This is a genomic window from Lutibacter sp. Hel_I_33_5 (assembly GCF_007827455.1).
Lineage (GTDB): Bacteria > Bacteroidota > Bacteroidia > Flavobacteriales > Flavobacteriaceae > Polaribacter.
In genome coordinates, this window is sequence record NZ_VISM01000001.1 from 1459687 (window position 1) to 1479382 (window position 19696).

Below are 19696 nucleotides of genomic sequence, written 5' to 3' on the forward strand. Positions count from 1 at the left end.
TTAATAAACATTCATTATAGCTTAAATTTAAAAATCCCAGACCATTAGGTATGAGATTAGATTACAAATGTACAAAATAATTGTAAATTGCACTCGTTTTATAGTAAACTACCCTTAAAAATGATTAAAAAAGTCTTTATTTTATTCACGTTCCTTATTTGTTTAAGTTGCACAGATACAACCGAAAACAATGATGTTTTACCATTTGTTCAAGTGAATGTAACAGTAGATTTAAACTTGCCACAATTTCTTGATCTTCGAGTTCCTGGAGGCTGGGCATATTCATCTGGTGGTATAAGTGGGATTATTATTTACAACCTAAACGGAAATCAATTTAAAGCATTTGAAAGAAGTTGTCCACACATTCCTGTTTCTAATTGTACTAGAATGCAAGTAGAAAATAACATCAAAATGAAATGTCTTTGTGACGATTCTGAGTTTAATATTTTAAATGGTTCCCCAATAACGAGTGGTATTGATAAATTTGCTAGAGAATATTTAGTCACTAATTTAAATGGAACAATTCTTAGAATAACTAACTTTTAATAGCCGGTTATTAAATAGATTCTTATTTTTGCTGTGAATTTTAACACAATTCTTGTGAAAAATTACTTTTCTTCAGATTTTAAATTAGGCGTTTTAGGTGGTGGTCAGCTAGGAAGAATGCTACTTCCTGAAACTCAAAAATTTGATATTTATACCGTTATTTTAGATGCAAATGCAGCTGCTCCATGCGCACAAATTTGTAACGAATTCCATCAAGGAAACTTATTAGATTTTGATACTGTTTACAATTTTGGAAAGCAAGTAGATTTGCTTACTATAGAAATTGAAAATGTAAATATTGATGCACTCGATAAACTAGAAAAAGAAGGATTAACTATTTACCCAAAACCTTCTAATCTTAGAATCATACAAAATAAAGCCACTCAAAAAAGTTTTTATACCGATAATAATATTCCGACAGCTACCTTTTCTCACTATGCATATTTAGAAGAATTAACTCATGCTGTAGAAAATAGTATTATTGAATTTCCTTTTGTTTGGAAAGCTGCACGATTTGGATATGATGGAACAGGCGTAAAAGTTGTAAGAAATTATACCGATCTAAATACGTTACCAAATGTTGAATGTATTGCCGAAAAGTTAATTCCGTTTAAAAATGAATTGGCTGTAATTGTAGCAAGAAATAGTGATGGAGAAACAAAAACATATCCTGTAGTTGAAATGGAATTTCATCCAGAAGCAAATCAGGTTGAATATGTTTTATGTCCTGCAAGGATTGATAAAAGTGTTGCAGACAAAGCACAAGAAATTGCTTTAAATGTTGCTAATACATTTGACTTTGTTGGATTATTAGCTGTTGAAATGTTTCAAACAACAACTGATGAAATTTTGGTAAACGAAGTTGCGCCAAGAACACATAATTCTGGGCATTATTCTATTGAGGCAAGTTATACGAATCAGTTTGAACAACATTTAAGAAGTATATTAAACCTTCCTCTTGGAAATACGGAAAGTAAAGTTGCCGGAATTATGGTAAATTTGGTAGGCGCAGAAGGTTTTATAGGTGATGTTATTTATGAAAATATTGAAGAAATCATAAAAATTGACGGTGTTACACCTCATATTTATGGAAAGAAACAAACCAAACCTTTTCGTAAAATGGGTCATGTAACTATTGTACATAAAGACATTAATACAGCAAGAGAAATTGCACAGAAGGTTAAAGAAACTGTTAAAGTAATAAGTAAATAATACGTCATTACGAGTAAAACGAAGTAATCTCTTGATTATAAAAGGCAGATTGCTTCGTCGAATTATTCCTCGCAATGACAAGAACTAAAAACTAGAACTATGGTAGGAATCATAATGGGAAGCGATTCAGATCTTCCAATCATGCAAGAAGCAATCGATATTTTAGAAAGTTTTGATATTCAAATTGAAGTTGATATTGTTTCTGCACACAGAACTCCAGAAAAATTAGTTGACTATTCTAAAAATGCGCATACTCGCGGTATAAAAGTGATTATAGCTGGCGCTGGTGGCGCTGCACATTTACCTGGAATGGTGGCAAGTATGAGTCCGTTACCTATTATTGGAGTACCAGTAAAAAGTAGAAATTCTATAGATGGTTGGGATTCTGTTTTATCTATTCTTCAAATGCCTGGTGGAGTTCCAGTAGCAACTGTAGCATTAGATGGCGCAAAAAATGCTGGAATTCTTGCTGCACAAATTATTGGTGCATCAGATAAATGTGTATTAGATAAAATTATTGCTTATAAAGAAGGCTTAAAACTAAAAGTTGAAAAAGCTTCTGAAAGAGTTAGAAAATAAGTTCTTAAACCTAATTCGTAATCAGTATCTTTTTAGTAATTCTTTCGTTATCATTTGTAATAACATCGAGAATATATAAACCCGTTTTTAAGTGTGAAACATCTTTAAGAGCACTTCCTCTAAAAGTTGAAACTGCTCTTCCTTGAATATCAAAAAGGATAACGCTATTTACATTGTCTTCATCCAAATCATATTCCACCATTAATTTTTTATTAGGTGTTACAAATGCTAAAAACTCTTTTGCTTCATCAATAGAAGGAACTACTCTATTCTGGACTGATTGATTTGAAGCTTTTCTTCTTTTCTTCGTATAAATCAATTTGAATCTGGTATTATTTTCACCGATAGAATCCACATTAAAAGTATAAGAATTCAATCTTAAATCGGTAGTAATTTCTTGTTCTTTATCTCTTAAATAAATATAATACTTGCTTTTTATATGCTCTTCGTCAACCTTAATAGTATACTCACCAACTTTATCAACTACAAAACCTAGCTTAACCACTTTTTTCTTTTTCTTTAGTTTTGGCAATCCTTGAATGGTTGCTTTTTTAGCTCCTTCAACAAGAGAATATAAACCTAAGACAGTATTATTTACATCAAACGGACTATCATATAATCTATCATAATTTCGAGTTGCTCCATCAACAAAACCAACTAAAGTTGAGCTAAATTTATTATTTCCCCGTAACGAAAACCAAGAACGTCCATCTTTCTTTGGATCTAATTTAGCAGCTTTTCTAAAAAACTGAGTATTCTCTCCTGCTACTTGATGTGTTTTTTTAAGATTTACAGTTCCATTTACTGTAGTTCTTACAAAGAAACCTTGTCCTAATCCAATTTTTCCAGTTGCAGTATTTGTACCTCCACCAGTTAAATTATATTGTTTATAATCTGAAACATGATTGTCCCCTACTTCTACTGTTTGTTGATCCCAAAAATATACAGTTCCATCTAACATATCATTATCAGTATCTTGTATAATAAGATCCCAATCTAATGCTGATGTATATGGATTTCCTAGTAGATTATCTCCTTCTTCCGACCATACATTATCTGGATCTGTATCAAAATCTGCATTCGTTGTGAAATATACAGGAATATCAATTCCTGTTTCATTGATTTTTCCATCCATTATTGGTGTAAAACTTCCAGCACTTTCAACTCTAATTGCATACCCAACTCCTGGAATTAAATCTGCACCTGCATTATCTGCCCAATCTGAACTTGCAACGCTTGAATTAAATTTGTAAACAACAGGCTGACTTGGAAATAACACCGATGGATCTGAATCCGTTTCTACTAAAGGAGAACCCCAGTATGAATAAAAATAAGGGGCTGAATAAGCAGGTGAATTTTGATTGACAGTAAACGTTCCACTTCCTGTTACAGCATTTACACATGAATGAAAAATTAATGAGCCTCCGTCTTCAACAACAATAGTTCCGTTATTTACCAAATTATAATATACGTTCAATGTTCCACCACTTTTTATTGTCACTGTTGCACTTGCATCCACAGTTAAACTACCAATGAGTGTATTTGCAATTATGTCTGGATTATTAGAACCATTATTAACAACAATAGTTTGCGCATTATCTGCATCTGGATTTGATCCACCAGACCAATTAGCTGTTGCAGACCAAACGTTAGAAGATCCTCCTGTCCAAGTATAAGAAACATCACTATCATCAGCAATTATTTCAGAATCAATTCCTGAATCTGAAGAAGCTCTATAATGTATTTTTTCTCCATTTTGATAGGCAACTAAATCTGTTCCAGAAGTTAGGTAGGTACTTTTATTTGTGTCGATTTCTGAATCGGTTCTCGCAACATTCCAAATTCTAAAAAGAGAAATATTACCTGTAAAATAATATTTAGTATTATCATTTCCAGTAAAGGTATTATTATACGTTTCTGTAGTAGAACTGCCAATTGAGCTTGCATTCCAATTACTTACTAAACTTGAAGGGTATTTAAGATTTCCGCCCGATCTTCCAAAATTTATATCTCCAGTGTGTTTTTTTACTGTAAAACCTGTTTGAGAATCTTTTTCTACTCCGTTTAAATACCATTTTAAAGTACTTCCACTATCTAAAGTCATTGCTACATGATACCAGGTATCAGTCTCTATATCTCCACTACCTGTCCTAAAAAGCCTTCTTTTTGTAGATGCATTAGCATTATCACTGTATTGACCTAAGTAAAGTCTATCACTTTCAAGGAAAAAATAAATTGCATTTACTCCACCCCCTTCTTCGAACAATACTTGTTTAGTTGTAATATCTGAAGCTTTAAACCAAAACTCTATTGTTCGGTTAGCTACCGCTGTATTATTTGCATTAATATAAGTCGTATTGGGTATTTCTATAAATTCATCTACTCCATTACCTATATACCCAGAAGAACATGGTTGCTGAGCAAAAAATACTTGGGGAAACACAGTTACAATAACCAGCAAAAAATATTTTATCGCTTTCATAAATCTTAATCTTTTTCTATTCATTTGACACAAAGATAATTAAAATACAATTATCACTAAAAAACATTATTTAATTTTAGTTTTTTGATATAAAAAATTAATCAAATTTTATACCAAAAGTTTGTACATTGATTTTTAAATTTACAAAAAAATATATAATTCATATACATGAATCCACTTTTACAAGATTTTAACACGGCACCGTTTTCTAAAATTGAAGAAAAACACTACAAACCTGCAATTAATAAAGCAATAGAAATTGCCAAAGAAGAAATTAATGTAATTATCACGAATTCTGAAGTCCCAACTTTTAACAACACTACTGTGGCGTTAGATTTAACAGGTGAAAAATTGAATAGAATTACTACTATTTTCTTCAATTTAAATTCAGCAGAAACTACAGATGGGATTCAAAAAATTGCAAAAGATATTTCGCCATGGCTAAGTGAATTTAAAAATGATATGATTTTAAACACAAAGTTGTTTAAAAAAGTGAAAGTAGTCTATGACAAAAAAGAAACGTTAGATTTAAATCCAGAGCAAGAAATGCTATTAGAAAAACAATACAAAGGTTTTTCTAGAAATGGCGCTAATTTAAACGATACTCATAAAGCAGAACTTAGAAAAATTGATACTGAATTATCTAAATTATCATTACAATTTGGAGAAAATGTGTTAGCAGATGGCAATGCTTTTGAAATGCATTTAACAGACTCAACTGATTTAGTTGGTTTACCAGAAAGTGTAAAAGAAGCTGCCAAAGAAGTTGCTCTTTCTAAAGATAAAAAAGGATGGGTTTTTACCTTAGACTATCCAAGTTATATTCCTTTTGTTATGTATTCTTGTAAAAGAGAATTAAGAAAAAAATTGGCTGTTGCCATGGGTAAAAAAGGATTACAAGATAATGAAAACAACAATGAAAAAGTTGTGTTAAATATTGTGAACCTTCGTCATAAAAGAGCGAATCTATTAGGATACAAAACACATGCACATTTTGTTTTAGAAGAACGAATGGCAGAAAGTCCAGAAAAAGTTTTAGCGTTTTCAAACGAGTTATTAGCAAAAGCTAAACCTGCAGCAAAACGTGAATTTGCTTCCTTAGAAAACTATGCAAAAAAATTAGACGGAATAGATCAATTACAGAAGTGGGATTCTGCGTATTACTCAGAAAAATTAAAGAAAGAATTATTTAATTTAGATCAAGAATTACTTAAACCTTATTTTAAATTAGAGAATGTTATAGAAGGTGTATTTCTAATCGCTGAAAAATTATTCGATTTAAAATTTGAAGAAATTAAGACCATCGACACCTATCATGAAGATGTAAAAACCTATAACGTTACTGATACTACTGGTAATTTTATTTCGGTATTTTATGCTGATTTCCATCCAAGAAAAGGAAAACGAAATGGCGCGTGGATGACGTCTTATAAATCACAACAAATTAAAGGTAATACTAATGAAAGACCTCATGTTTCAATCGTTTGTAATTTCACAAAACCAACCGCTACAAAACCATCGTTATTAACTTTTAATGAAGTTACAACCTTGTTTCATGAATTTGGTCATGCCTTACATGGCATGTTAGCAAACACAATGTATAAAAGCTTATCTGGAACTTCTGTTTCTTGGGATTTTGTTGAATTACCAAGTCAAGTTTTAGAAAATTGGTGTTACGAAAAAGAAGCCTTAGAATTATTTGCCAAACATTACGAAACAAATGAAGTAATTCCGATGGAGTATGTTGAAAAAATTAAAGAATCAGCTAGTTTCCATGAAGGCATGCAAACCTTAAGACAGTTAAGTTTTGGATTATTAGATATGCGATGGCATGCTGGCGAGTCTCCAGAGACAATTACCTCTGTAAAAGATTTTGAAAATGAAGCTTTTGCAGATACAAAATTATATCCTGATGTTACAGAAAACTGTATGAGTACCGCATTTTCTCATATTTTTCAAGGCGGCTATTCCGCTGGATATTATTCCTATAAATGGGCAGAAGTTTTAGATGCAGATGCGTTCGAATATTTCTTAGAAGAAGGAATTTTTAATAAAGAAGTTGCTACAAAATTTAAAGAGCATGTTTTATCAAAAGGTGGAACAGAAAAACCTATGAAGCTTTATAAACGCTTTAGAGGTAAAGCACCAAAACCAGACGCACTTTTAAAACGCGCAGGGCTAATTTAAATAGTTTAACTAGCAAGAAGTAACTGACTTGATAAATTTTTATATTTTTACCAAAATTCATTAAATGAGCAGCAGACGCGCTATCCCTTTATTTCTGTTATGTTTTCTTTTTGCTAATCTATTAAGTGCAAAAGAAATTATTAAAGGTTTTGTGGTCAATCAAAATAGAAGTGCTGCAGAAAATGTTACGGTTTACTTAAACTATACATCAGTTCACACTACTACCAATGCCAATGGATATTTTGAATTGGCTGCTGATGAAGGGAATTACGATTTAATTATATCTTCTGTTGGTTACACCACAATTAAACACAAATTAAAAATCACCAAATATAATTCGGCATTAACTTTTATTCTTGTTCAGAAAGGTTTAGCAAGTAAAAACACCAATTATAATAAAGTTTGGGAACATCATTTTGAAGAATTTAAACATGTTTTTTTGGGTACAAGTGAAGTTTCTAAAGGCTGTACCATTAAAAATCCTAAATCATTATATTTTACTTTTGATGTAAATACTGGAACTTTAATTGCAAAGTCTACCGAACCTATTTTAATCGAAAATAAAAGTCTTGGATATTTAGTTTCTTACGATTTACAGCACTTTTTATACTCACCTTCTAGAGTTTCCTATGATGGATATCTTCATTTTTTAGAGATGAATACTTTAGAATCTAACACAAAAAAATGGATTGATAATCGATTGAAAGCTTACAATGGTTCTAGAATGCATTTTGTGAGGGCATTATTAAAACAAGAATTAGAAGAAGAAGGTTTTTTTATCTACCAATTTAGAAAAATACCAAATAAAGATCGACCGACAGAAGAGTCCATAAAAAAAGCTAGAAATATAGTTACAGATAATTATAATTCACCAAATTTAAACCCCAAAGTAAAAAGACCAAGAACGGCATTAGATTCTGCTGTAGTTACTTTACGTAAAATTTCTCTACCTAAATATAAAGAAGTTTTGTACAAAAAATTTGTACCCTACGGGAGTATGACCAAAGAATACAATAACGAAACCTTCATCAATTTTAAAGATTATTTAAAAGTAATTTACACCAAAGAAGGTGAAGAAAAGGCGTATTTGCAAGCTAGCCAATTAAAAAAAACTCGTGAAGCTGGATATCAAATTACTAATTTAGATTTACTGTCTAAAGCCACTGTTTTAGATAAATCTGGAATGTTATTAGACCCGTTAGATTTGTTGGTAGAAGGATATTGGGCATTTAAAAGAATTGCTGATATGCTACCGATAGATTATCAACCACCCGTAAAAACTATGAATTAGTTTTATTCTTTTCTTCAATCCATTTACTCATATATTTTGTTGCCTGTAACGTTTGATGTTGGAGTAAATTCCCTAAGAAATTTTGATTTCTATGTTCTTCTAATTTTTCTTGAAGTTGGTTTATTGTATTGATAAAAGGAGTTTCTAACTGTTCTTTATCATATATTTTATTAATGATTTCAATTCCGTTTTTTTGAGCATTCCTCCAAATATTATTGTTGATATATAATTCAACTGCTTTTTTCGCAAACTCTTCAAAATCATCTTCAATAAAACCATTCCAAGGTAAATTATTATGCATTCCTTCTGAACCAATTGATGTAGTTACACTTGGTGTTCCACAAATCATAGCTTCTGTTAATTTTCCTTTAATTCCTGCTCCAAAACGTAGCGGAACTAAAACTACTTTTGCATTTGCAACAACATCTAGTGCATTCTCTGCAAAACCTTTAATGATAAAACCATCTTTTTGATTATGTAAATCTTGGATTTGTTGATTTACATAGGCTCCATAAATATGAACCTCTGCATTTGGTAATTGTTTTTTAATTGAATTCCAAACATGATTTTTTAACGTAATTACTGCATCAATATTAGGTTTGTGATAAAAATTACCAATAAAAACAAAGTGATTTCTTTCTTCAAAAGATTTCCATTGGTTAATTTGATGTTCGTTAATTTCACCTAATAAAAAAGGTAAATAATAGAGTAATCTTTCATCAATCTTAAAAACAGATTTAAGTAAATCCATTTCAAAAGTTGAGATGATTAAACTTAGATCGCAACGCAAAATTGACGCTATTTCGCGTTTTGCTTCATCAGATTTTAATAAAACTTCATTAGTAAAAACTTCTCCTTTTTTTAACTGTTGATGTCTTACTTTTCTTAAAAAATGTAAATCCTCAGTATCTAAAACCCGTAATACTTTCGGACAGTTTTCTGCAACTCGCCAACCAAATTGTTCTTCAATCATAAAACGATCAAATAACACAATGGTTGGATTTAACTCTTTTACAAATTCATCAAAAGAAGCATTATTCAATTGAATAATGACTTCTTCTACTCCAATCGAGTTTAAATCAAAAGCATTGTCGTTTTTTTGTGAAGTAGACGCAAAAGTTACCGTGTAATTTTGTTTTAAAAACAGTTCAATTAATTGCATCATTCTAGAACCTGCAGCAGAAGAATTAGGTTCTACCCATACAGTTCCAATAATTAAAATGGCCTTTTTCAATTATTTTGCGTTTAGTTGATCTTTATAATTTGCCTGAACTTTTTTACCCCAATCCACAATTTCAGCAATTTGTTCTTGCGTTAAATTAGCTTCACCATGCGTCCAAGTATACGAATCTAAAGGCATGTTTTTCTTTTCTACTTCTTCATGTACTTCATCCATTTTATGCTCTTTTCTTTTCAATGAATATTCAGCCCATTTAGAAAAATTGAGTTTCTTTTTCCCAACTTTAACATGATCTGCTAACCAATAATTTATTGGTGTAACACTATTATACCAAGGATATTTTGTCACATTACTATGACAATCGAAACAACTTTCTTTTAAAACTTTTTTTACATTTTCTGGCGGATTTGTTTCCGCAATAAATGCATCTAAAGAAGCATAACTTCCTTCATTTTTATCAGGTCTAAAAAATTGAGCAATGATAAAAACAATCAATAATAACCAACCAATTTTCTTCAGAATTTTCATAAAGATTTATTTTTAAAAGTTTAAAGATAGTAATTCTACCTAAATTTAATTTTATCAACATTTATATGTAATTTTGCTGTAATATTTTGAATAAAAAATACAACTCATGAAGTACGATTTAATCGTTATTGGTTCTGGTCCTGGAGGATATATTGCTGCAGTTAGAGCGGCACAATTAGGTTCTAATGTAGCAATTATAGAAAAATATTCAACTTTAGGCGGCACATGTTTAAATGTTGGATGTATTCCTTCGAAAGCATTATTAGATTCTTCTCATCATTATTATGATGCTGTAAATCATTTTGAAGAACATGGAATTTCTGTAGAAAAGCCTTCTTTTGATTTTGGGAAAATGGTTGATAGAAAAGCAAAAGTTGTTGAAACTACAACTGGCGGAATCAAATATTTAATGGACAAAAACAAGATTACTGTTTATGAAGGTTTAGGTTCTTTTGAAGATGCTACGCATGTTAAGATTGCCAAGAATGATGGTTCATCAGAAATAATTGAAGGAACAAATATTATTATTGCAACGGGTTCTAAACCATCGTCATTACCATTTATTACTATTGATAAAGAGCGAGTAATAACTTCTACAGAGGCATTAAAGCTAAAAGAAGTTCCAAAACATTTATTAGTTATTGGTGGTGGTGTTATTGGACTTGAATTAGGTTCTGTTTATAAGCGTTTAGGTGCTTATGTTACAGTAATTGAGTACGCTCCAAAAATTACTCCAACAATGGATGCTGATGTTTCTAAAGAACTAAACAAAGTTTTGAAGAAACAAGGAATGAAAATTAATGCAAGTCATGGTGTAACTGCTGTTGAAAGAAAAGGTGATGAAGTAGTTGTAACCGCTACCAATAAAAAAGGTGAAGAAGTTACTTTTACAGGAGATTACTGTTTAGTTTCTGTTGGTAGAAAAGCATATACTGCTGGTTTAGGATTAGAAAAAGCAGGAGTAAAAGTTACCGAAAGAGGACAGATTGATGTAAACGATCATTTACAAACCAATGTTTCAAATATTTATGCGATTGGTGATGTTGTTCGTGGAGCCATGTTAGCGCATAAAGCTGAAGAAGAAGGTGTTGTTGTTGCTGAATTTTTAGCAGGACAAAAACCTCATATTGATTATAATTTAATACCAGGTATTGTGTATACATGGCCAGAAGTTGCTGCAGTTGGAAAAACTGAGCAAGAGTTAAAAGATGCTGGCGTAGATTACAAGTCTGGTAAATTTTCTATGCGTGCTTTAGGACGCTCTAGAGCTAGTGGAGATATTGACGGATTTGTAAAAGTTTTAGCTGATAAAAATACTGATGAAGTTTTAGGAGTTCATATTGTTGGCGCACGTGCTGCCGATTTAATTATGGAAGCAGCTGTTGCCATGGAATATAGAGCTTCTGCCGAAGATTTAGCAAGAATATGTCATGGACATCCAACATATTCAGAAGCTATAAAAGAAGCTGCTAAAGCTGCTTGGGATGGAATGCCATTAAATGCCTAAAAGCATTCTTTAATAAAAACAAAAAAGCAACCAATTTGGTTGCTTATTTTTGTTTTAAAAACAGGCACCTATTAAAAAATATTTCTTAAATTTGAGGTAATTGCACTGAAAATGAAAAAATTACCTACGCTTTTTATATCCAAAGGATATCATAAAAAAGAACATCTTATCATTATTAAATTTGATTATAATGAAAAGTTAATTGCTCTTATAAAATCTATTAAAGGGATCCGATGGAGTCAGACTTTAAAAGCTTGGCATCTAAAAAACAATCCAGAAAACCTTCAAACTCTACACACTTTATTTAAAGATATCACTATCATTGATAGTAGTCAGTTTTTTAAAAAACAAATCAACATTATTAAAAAGAATGAACCTATTAAGAGAAATTTAGATGCTACTCAAAAAGAGTTTTTAAATGATTTTTATAAGTATTTAAGAGGTAAACGATATAGTAAAAGCACCATGGATTCCTATACTTTTTATGTAGCCGATTTTATTTCTTTTTATCATAAGAAACCACTTTCTGAAATTAATAATAGGGATGTTGAAATCTATATAGAAACTATTTTTATTAAACGGAATTATGCTGTTAGTACCCAAAGACAATTTATAAGTGCTTTAAAAGTATTTATTGTCTTTTGTTCTACTACACAAATAAATAGTTTAGAACTGGTTAGACCAAAAAAGCATAGAAGACTTCCTAACGTTATATCACAAGAAGAAGTTTTAGATATTATACGTTTTACAAAAAACTTAAAACATAGAGCTGCTATCACTTTATTATATTCCTGTGGATTACGGATTAGTGAGTTGATAAATTTAAAATTAAAAAATATTGATGTTGACAGAAAACAGTTACGAATAGAAAATAGTAAGGGAAGAAAAGATAGATATGTTAGTTTAGCTGATAGTTTTCTACCTTTATTCTCCAATTATTTTTATACGTTTTCTCCAATAAACTATTTTATTGAAGGAAAAGAAGGTGAAAAATATAGTGCAGAAAGTGTTCGACAATTTTTAAAACGAAGTTGTAAACTCGCAAAAATTAGCAAAGTAGTTACACCTCATACTTTACGACATAGTTATGCTACCCATTTATTAGAAAATGGAGTTGATATACGCTATATACAATCTTTATTAGGGCATGCAAGACCAGAAACAACTATGATCTACACGCATGTAAAACGAAAGGACTTATTAGAAATTTCTAACCCTTTAGACATGGCGATTAAAAAAATAAAACAAACGGATAATAACAAAGCGAATGTTCTTTTATCCCGTAAATTAACATAATAAATCCATATATTTGATTGGATATAACTAGTTGTACCCAATTAACCCAAGCAACAACTTCCCTACTCAAATTCGACTAAATGCATTGAAATTCTGAAATAAAAGCAAGAATGTTTTTTTATTTCTAACCGATTGTTTAGTTTTGTTATGTAAATAGAAGCAATGGCTCGAAAAAAAGAATATATTGAAGAAGAAGTTGTCGAAAAGGCAATGGATTTATTCTGGAAAAAAGGTTATGAAACAACTTCTATGCAAATGCTTGAGGAAGAAATGGGTATTAACAAGTTTTCTATTTACTCAAGTTTTGGCAATAAAAATGGGCTCTTTGTAGCTGCAATGAAACTTTATAGAAGAAAATTAGGAGAGATAACCAATAAATTAAAATTTTCAGACAATGGTGTTACTGGAATAAAAGAATATTTCTATGATTTTATTCCTTTTTCACATGACAAAGGACATTGTAAAGGGTGTTTAATAACTAACACTGCTAACGAAGTCAATAAAGATGCAAACCAATTGATTTTGACGGAAATCGAAAAATTTAGTATTGAAATTAGACAGTTATTTTTAAGTAACCTTAAACAACATCAAAATAAAGATGAAAAAACTATTGAAAATCAAGCTGATTATTTATTAATATCTATGATTGGATTGGCTACTGCATCAAGAATATGTAGTGAGACTCAACTTCATAATTATATAGAAAACACATTTAATAGACTATAAAAAAAATTTAATCAATAACTAAACAATCGTTTAGTTTTAAACAACAAATGAAATGAAAAAATCAAACAAAAAAATTGGAGCAATTGCATTAATCTTAGGAGCGTTTTTAAATATGATAAGAATGATACCAATATACTTAGAGGTTGGTATTACGGGTTATCCACCTAAAGACTTGTCTGAAACTATTCTAATAGCACAAACTAACGGATACTATATATCTCATACAATGGTATATTTTGCCACCCCATTATTTTTGCTTGGTTTTTACACTTTATATCAAGAACTTAAAAAGCGTACATCAAATAAGTTGCTTACTTTATCTCTTATAGTTTTTTTCATAGGGCAATTATTTTATACGATAGGTGTAGTCTTACACGGCTTGGTATTACCAGAAATGGCTCACGAATATATTGTCGCTTCAGTTTCATATCAAAATACTATGACGCCACTCTTTGAAGTCATACACCATATGGCAACAAGTTATGGTGGACTTGGGTTTGCGTTTTGTTTATTAAGTACTGGAATTTTAGGGTTTTATCTACGACCAAAATTTAAAATATTGGGTATCACTGCAATCGCTTTAGGGTTTTTAGCACTACTTGGATATAGTACAGGCACTTTAGCTATCTTATTATTCAAGAACTTTGAACTTACAGCAGGATTTATAACAGTCCTTTTCGTGTTCTATTTTGCAACAGGAATCACAATGTACAAATCATCAGTATTTAACGATTAAAGAACTAAATAACATGAATAACTTAAAAAACAAATACGGAACCAAAGCTTTAGTGACTGGAGGTTCTTCTGGAATGGGAAAAGCTTTTGCTAATGAGCTTGCTAAACAAGGAATAGAGCCTATATTAATAGCAAGAAGTATAGATAAACTAAAAGAAACGGCAAAAGCTATTTTTGAAGAACACAATGTTAAACCTCAAATATTCTCAGTTGATTTATCAGATGAAAATGCAATAAATAAATTTTTATCTGAAATTGAAAATCAGTCAATCGGATTACTAATTCATTGCGCTGGAATGGAAAATAATGGGAGTTTTCTCAAAATCAATGAAGGCAAGGAATTGCAAATGATAAAACTTAATGTTACATCTACTTATCTGTTAACAAATCACTTTGCGAGAAAAATGGCTAAAATTAAGAAAGGTGGTATTCTATTAGTATCAAGTATGGCTGGACTAATGGCAACACCGTATTTCAGTAATTATGCAGCAACAAAATCCTATGTTCATAATTTAGGACTTTCTTTATATCCTGAACTTAAAATGCATAATGTAGACATAAGTGTTCTTGCACCTGGATTAACAGAAACTAATATGGTTGCTGATAATGGAATTGATTGGTCAAAACTGCCTATGAAAAGTATGAAACCATCAGAAGTTGCTTTAATAGCATTAAATAACCTTGGAAAAAAAGGAACAATAATCCCCGGATTTATGAACAAAATGATGGTCTTTATGGCTAAAAGAGTTTTTTCTATTAAAGGATTTAGTAAAATGAATGGCTGGATGATAAGAAAAGCAATTTCAAACAACAAAATCTGAAAAATAACTGGGTACAACAATGTATAAAAGCAATAGCGGTTTGGGTGTATGCTCGAGCCGCTCTTACATTTAATTAATTATCTTGCTGCTCGAATGGTAAGTGTGTTAAATCCGCTACTTCTCTTATACTAAACGTTGGGCGCAATATGAAAATGACTGATAAAACGAGTAACTTCTTATTTTATAGTGGACTAATTCTACTTGCAGTCGGAGCTTTTGGACTGACTTTCGCTTCGTTCTTTGCAATAATCGGATTACCAATTTTTGTAGTTGGAATTATTTTGATTTTAGTTTCTAAAAAGACTTGGAAACAAAGATTAATACCAATCGGACTTTTCATTATCGGAATAATTGCTTTTTGGCCAATTTGGAGAAGTATTAATACTGTCGGACCAGAAACCTTCTTAATACCAAATGACTATAGAGGAAGAGTTAATATAATTCACAAAAAAGATTGCGGAATCTTACTCGATAGAACGGAAAATGGACTGATTTATGAAATCCCAAATGACGGAATTTTACTGTTGACTAATGACCTAAAATATGGCTTAATCGACCATAATTATTACTTAATTGACAAAAACGGAAAGAAAACTGAATTACCGAAAATGGATGTCAGAGATTTTAATGAAGAATGGACAACCGAAAAAAATCCTAATGAACCACCAAGAGACAAACTCGGAGTTTTTCATTGGGGACGAACAGGAAGTACAGGAATTATAAGAGACGAAAATGGAATTGCGACAAACGAAGATGAACAATACTCATTTTTAGAATTTTACGTTTCTACTTATAGTGACTTGACTGAAAAGTTTAATTTTAAATATGAACGGAAATTTGACACGATAAGAGATATTAAAGTAAAAAAATGCGAATAAATACTGTGCCCAACACCTTACAAAATTAATTGCTTTGTTTCTAGCCTACTTACGAAAGTCCTCGAGGACTTTCTTGGTTAGTTTTTTATTTAGTAAATTCTTTTCTTAACCACAGCAACTAATCTTGTACAAACACGTTGTACACCATTAACCAAAACCAATGAAATATATTAAATCATTAATTGCAATAACTTTTTTTATAACCTCAATCTGTAGTGCACAATTTAGTTTTGACAATTATGCTCTGCATAATTTAAATGTCATTGATGTCAATTCAAAAAAGATTCTTAAAGATTATTCAATTGTAATCCACAATGGTTTAATTATAGATATTTTACCAACAAAGAATTTTATTGAGAACGATAGCACACATTCAATTAATCTAAAGAATAAGTTTGTTTTACCTGGTTTAATAGATGCTCACGTACATTTTGCGACAGACCCAACTGAAGAAAGAAGAGATAATGCTGAAAAAGTTCTGAAAGAAATGCTTTTAACAGGAGTTACTTCAGTTAGAGACATGGCTGGTGATACAAGAGCTCTTTCTAACCTTTCAAGAAACACTTTAGTTGGAGATATTGATGGTCCAAACATTTATTATTCTGCTTTAATGGCTGGTCCAGATTTTTTTGCTGACCCAAGAACTATAGCAACAGCACAAGGAGGTATAAGTGGGAAAATGCCTTACATGAAAGCTATTGATAGTACCTCAAATTTAACTTTGGAAATTGCACAAGCAAGAGGTACTGGTGCAGCTGGAATAAAATTATATGCAAATTTGTCAAGTCGAGAAATTAATAATATTGTAAAAGAGGCTAAAAATCAAGGTATCAATGTCTGGGCTCATACTGCTTTAATGCCAACAAAACCATCTGATATAATAACTTCTGGAGTAATTTCCGTGTCTCATGTAGATATGTTGCTTTATGAATACTTTAAATCGAGAAAAGAACTAGTCGACAAATGGACAATTTCTGAAAATAACACAAAAAGCAGTAACTATTGGGATGATGAATTTAAGAAACTTGACTTTTCAGAATTGTACCAATTAATGATTGATAACAAAGTGGTTCTTGATGCTACAATGACGGTCTATGAAAAATATAAAGATAGACCTAAATATACTTGGCGATTTGAAATTGGAAAGCGAATTACAAACCAAGCCTATAAAAAAGGAGTTTTAGTAGCAGCTGGAAGTGATTCTGACCAAAAAACGTTTGTTCAACATGAGATGAAATTATTAGTTAATGAATGTGGTTTTAGTCCTTTTGAAGGAATTGTTGCAGCAACCAAAAATTCTGCAATGGCTACTGGAATTTTAGAAACAGAAGGCACAATTGAAAATGGAAAAAAAGCTAATTTACTTTTATTGAATTCAGACCCAACAAGCGATATAGAAAACATAGATAATGTTTTTATGGTAATCAAAAACGGTAAACTTTATAATCCAAAATAACGGTGTACAACAAAGTACTGTGGTAAAAAACAAGTAAAAACTCATTAAATATTCACTAAAGTACTTCTATAAGTATCATCATATATTAATCCTGATTTAGCAATGGCAAATGCTTGTTTTAATAGTTTATTACACACCGCTATTAATGCTAATTTTTTACTCTTTCCTTTGGCAACTATTCGTTCATAAATTTCTCTACAAGCCTTGTTGTATTTACAAGCATTAAAACTGCACATAAATAATAAATTTCGAAGCTTCTGGTTGCCTATTTTACTTATTCTGGCTCGTCCATTTATACTACTTCCACTTTGTCTAATTACAGGAGTTAATCCAGCATAACTACACAATTCACTTCCGCTTTTAAAACGATCAAATCCATCTGTTAAAACAACTAGCATTAGCGCTGTTTTATTTCCAATTCCAGGTATTGTTTTTAAGCGTGTTAAAACATCTTGATGTAGCTTTCTTACTAAAATTAATAATGCTGCTTCTACCTTTTCTATTTGTTTTGTTACCTGTCTCAAACTACTTTTTAATGAGCTCGTAACTACTTTACTTGGATTGCCCAAAACTTCTTCTCCATGTATTTTGTTTTTTAACATAGTACTCTGTTTTGTATACACAGAAAGAAGTCTTGTCATTTGTAAGCATTCTAACTGATGTTTTGAATTACCTTGCCATAACTTTAATTCAACTTGTTTTGCATACTCACAAATCAATCTTGAATCGCTTTTATCTGTCTTTATTTTTGATAACTTCATCTGGATAAAGCGTTTCACCGACAGAGGGTTTTCTACTGAAACTTTTATACTGTTTTCCTGTAAAAAATAAGCCAACCTGTAATGGTAATAACCTGTAGCTTCCATTACACAATGACTATTGTAATCTAGATGTTTTACAAATTTTTTAAATCCAGTTACATTGTTTTTAAACTGATAGTAATTACCAGAAGAATCTGTAACATCAAATACTAAATGACTAATGTCTATTCCAAAATATTTAATATCTTTATTCATAAGAAAATGTTTTAACGAAAGGACAACCTACGCAAGTTTCAACGACTTAAAATCGAGGTCTGAAGCCTCATAAAACTGTACGAAATCTGTGTAGAAAAGAGAGGGGATTTTCAATGTTGACGAGATCAATAGTCTCTCCGTATATAATAACCTTAATCCTCTCTTCTGTGCTTTCTAATTTATATTGCTTAATTTAACCTTTTTATTAAAATGCTAACTTAAGACGTATAAAATTAATTGCTTGTTTCGAGCCTACTTACGAAAATCCTCGCGGATTTTCTATTAGGTTTGTACTTGCAAAGTTAGTTACTAAACCACGCAACTAATCTTATACAAGACCGTTAGCTACAATTAAAAACAAACATTATGAAAAATTCAATTAAACTTTTAGGACTACTTATTTTCTCTTTGATTTGGAATATTACCAATGCTCAAGTCAAAATGAACATTGAATTTGACACACCTTATGGAGAAAATGAAACAGTTGGGAATTATATCACAATAGATGGAGCAAAAATTTATTATGAGGAATATGGAAAAGGCGAACCATTATTACTTATTCACGGAAATAGTGGTAGTATTAAATCAATGGGTAATCAAATAGATTATTTCAAATCAAAATATAGAGTAATCATAGCTGACAATAGAGGACAAGGAAAATCTGAATTAAAAACAGATTCTTTGACATATGTTCAAATTACAAAAGATTGGGAAGGAATAGTTAATCACTTAAAATTAGATTCTATTAATATTATTGGATGGAGTGATGGTGGAATTATTGGATTGAAGATGGGAATTTCAGGTAAATCAAAAATTAAAAAAATTGTAGCGATGGGAGCTAATTTGAGACCTGATTCAACAGCTGTTAACTCTTGGGCAGTTAATTACGTTTTGAAATCCAAAAAGATGGTTGAGTTAAAAATTCAGGAGCACGATACTACTCGAAATTGGAACTCACAAAAACAACGTCTCGGACTATTGGGGGACCAGCCAAATATCCCAATTAAAGACTTGTCAAAAATTAAAGCAAAAGTATTAATAATGTCTGGAGATGAAGATATAATTAAAAGTAAACATAGTTTAGAAATATATGAAAATATTCCCAAAGCTCAATTATGCATAATGCCGGGCGAAACACATTATACACCTGCATCTAATCCAGAATTATTTAATGAAATTGCGAATAGATTTTTATCAAAAACATTTAAAAGACCTGATTCTGATTTTACAAAATGGTAGAAATAACTGTAGCTAAC

The 19696-nt window shown here is 30.8% G+C and carries 17 protein-coding genes; 13 read left to right on the plus strand and 4 right to left on the minus strand.

What is annotated here, in order from left to right; translation table 11 throughout:
- The first annotated feature begins 120 nt into the window (after positions 1–120).
- The 3 genes from OD91_RS06545 (at position 121) to purE (ending at position 2337) form a co-directional block, all read left to right on the plus strand.
- Entirely contained in the window at positions 121–546 is a 426-nt protein-coding gene (locus OD91_RS06545) for a hypothetical protein (RefSeq protein WP_144895588.1), read from the plus strand.
- Positions 547–600: 54 nt separating this feature from the next.
- Positions 601–1758, plus strand: coding sequence for a 5-(carboxyamino)imidazole ribonucleotide synthase (locus OD91_RS06550; protein WP_144895589.1), 1158 nt, complete (start codon positions 601–603; stop codon positions 1756–1758).
- Positions 1759–1857: 99 nt separating this feature from the next.
- A complete protein-coding gene (gene purE, locus OD91_RS06555; RefSeq protein WP_144895590.1) occupies positions 1858–2337 on the plus strand; it encodes a 5-(carboxyamino)imidazole ribonucleotide mutase in 480 nt (159 codons plus the stop codon).
- Between the two features lie 10 nt (positions 2338–2347).
- Here the strand turns inward: purE and OD91_RS06560 are convergent, their stop codons facing one another.
- Complete coding sequence (locus OD91_RS06560; protein ID WP_186434413.1) at positions 2348–4780, minus strand: LamG-like jellyroll fold domain-containing protein; 2433 nt, start codon at positions 4778–4780, stop codon at positions 2348–2350.
- A gap of 207 nt (positions 4781–4987) precedes the next feature.
- Here OD91_RS06560 and OD91_RS06565 point away from each other — a divergent pair, with 207 nt between their 5' ends.
- A complete protein-coding gene (locus OD91_RS06565) occupies positions 4988–7006 on the plus strand; it encodes a M3 family metallopeptidase (protein ID WP_144895592.1) in 2019 nt (672 codons plus the stop codon).
- A 64-nt stretch (positions 7007–7070) separates the two neighbouring features.
- Positions 7071–8297 carry a carboxypeptidase-like regulatory domain-containing protein gene (locus OD91_RS06570; protein ID WP_144895593.1) on the plus strand — a complete coding sequence of 409 codons (1227 nt, stop codon included), beginning with the start codon at positions 7071–7073 and terminating at the stop codon, positions 8295–8297.
- On the opposite strand, the gene OD91_RS06575 is transcribed toward OD91_RS06570, so the two are convergent.
- Complete coding sequence (locus tag OD91_RS06575) at positions 8287–9531, minus strand: glycosyltransferase family 4 protein (protein WP_255513193.1); 1245 nt, start codon at positions 9529–9531, stop codon at positions 8287–8289. The two genes, OD91_RS06570 and OD91_RS06575, sit on opposite strands and share 11 nt — an antisense overlap.
- Positions 9532–10005 (minus strand): heme-binding domain-containing protein, encoded by a 474-nt coding sequence (locus OD91_RS06580; RefSeq protein WP_144895594.1) that lies wholly within the window; start codon positions 10003–10005, stop codon positions 9532–9534.
- A 106-nt stretch (positions 10006–10111) separates the two neighbouring features.
- On the opposite strand from OD91_RS06580, the gene lpdA reads away from it, so the two are divergent.
- The 7 genes from lpdA to OD91_RS06615 all read left to right on the plus strand — a co-directional run bounded on the left by lpdA (position 10112) and on the right by OD91_RS06615 (position 17424).
- Positions 10112–11512, plus strand: a complete 1401-nt coding sequence (lpdA, locus tag OD91_RS06585; RefSeq protein WP_144895595.1) for a dihydrolipoyl dehydrogenase — start codon at positions 10112–10114, stop codon at positions 11510–11512.
- 111 nt (positions 11513–11623) lie between these two features.
- Entirely contained in the window at positions 11624–12808 is a 1185-nt protein-coding gene (locus OD91_RS06590) for a site-specific integrase (RefSeq protein WP_144895596.1), read from the plus strand.
- 162 nt (positions 12809–12970) lie between these two features.
- Positions 12971–13534 (plus strand): TetR/AcrR family transcriptional regulator, encoded by a 564-nt coding sequence (locus OD91_RS06595; RefSeq protein WP_144895597.1) that lies wholly within the window; start codon positions 12971–12973, stop codon positions 13532–13534.
- Between the two features lie 52 nt (positions 13535–13586).
- Positions 13587–14270 (plus strand): hypothetical protein, encoded by a 684-nt coding sequence (locus OD91_RS06600; protein WP_144895598.1) that lies wholly within the window; start codon positions 13587–13589, stop codon positions 14268–14270.
- Positions 14271–14283: 13 nt separating this feature from the next.
- Positions 14284–15090 carry an SDR family oxidoreductase gene (locus OD91_RS06605; RefSeq protein WP_144895599.1) on the plus strand — a complete coding sequence of 269 codons (807 nt, stop codon included), beginning with the start codon at positions 14284–14286 and terminating at the stop codon, positions 15088–15090.
- A 146-nt stretch (positions 15091–15236) separates the two neighbouring features.
- Positions 15237–15968, plus strand: coding sequence for a hypothetical protein (locus tag OD91_RS06610; RefSeq protein ID WP_144895600.1), 732 nt, complete (start codon positions 15237–15239; stop codon positions 15966–15968).
- Between the two features lie 160 nt (positions 15969–16128).
- Complete coding sequence (locus OD91_RS06615; protein WP_144895601.1) at positions 16129–17424, plus strand: amidohydrolase family protein; 1296 nt, start codon at positions 16129–16131, stop codon at positions 17422–17424.
- A gap of 44 nt (positions 17425–17468) precedes the next feature.
- On the opposite strand, the gene OD91_RS06620 is transcribed toward OD91_RS06615, so the two are convergent.
- Positions 17469–18440 carry an IS110 family transposase gene (locus OD91_RS06620; RefSeq protein WP_144894406.1) on the minus strand — a complete coding sequence of 324 codons (972 nt, stop codon included), beginning with the start codon at positions 18438–18440 and terminating at the stop codon, positions 17469–17471.
- Between the two features lie 366 nt (positions 18441–18806).
- On the opposite strand from OD91_RS06620, the gene OD91_RS06625 reads away from it, so the two are divergent.
- Complete coding sequence (locus OD91_RS06625; RefSeq protein WP_144895602.1) at positions 18807–19679, plus strand: alpha/beta fold hydrolase; 873 nt, start codon at positions 18807–18809, stop codon at positions 19677–19679.
- The last annotated feature ends 17 nt before the right edge of the window (positions 19680–19696 follow it).